Genomic DNA, 632 nt, shown 5'->3' on the forward strand with positions numbered 1-632 from the left:
GCGGATTTCAGAAATACCGGACAGCGATTACGCTAATTCCCGGACAGCCGTCTCAGTAATTCCCGGATAGTTCGGGCGCGACTGATCATCTGCCTGCGATCATGTTTCGGTTTGGATAGTTTCGGTGTTTTCGGCGGAGGTCAAGTTCACGTTTCGGTCTTTTCTTCGCATGCTGTCTCCCTTGAGTTCGATGCGGTGGGCGTTGTGGACAATCCGGTCGAGGATGGCGTCGGCAATGGTGGGCTCGCCGATCATGTCATGCCAGCCCGAGATGGGCAGTTGGGCGGTGATGATGGTGGACCGCCGCTGATAGCGTTCCTCGAAGAGCTCGAGCAGATCGGGGCGCTGCTGGTCGGTCAAGCCATGCGTGCCCCAGTCGTCGAGGACCAGCAGCTGGACGCGGGCCAGCTTGTCGACGAGGCGGGGGAAACGCCCGTCGAGGCGCGCCATGGCCATGTCCTCGAACAGCCGCGGCATGCGGACATAGGAGACGGAATGATCCAGACGTGCGGCCTGGTGGGCGAAGGCGCAGGCAAGCCAGGTCTTGCCGGTGCCGGTTTGGCCAGTAAGGATGATTTGTTCGCGGGCCTTGATCCAGTCGCCTTGCGCGAGCGCGAGGATCTGACGCCGGT

The 632-nt window shown here is 61.4% G+C and carries 1 protein-coding gene; it reads right to left on the bottom strand.

What is annotated here, in order from left to right; genetic code table 11:
* Nucleotides 1-99: 99 nt before the first annotated feature.
* On the bottom strand, nucleotides 100-632 hold a 533-nt coding region (locus tag ACG74X_RS21300), incomplete at its 5' end, for an ATP-binding protein (protein WP_411237324.1).

Origin of the sequence: Marivita sp. S0852 (genome assembly GCF_046591575.1) — a bacterium.
Lineage (GTDB): Bacteria > Pseudomonadota > Alphaproteobacteria > Rhodobacterales > Rhodobacteraceae > Marivita.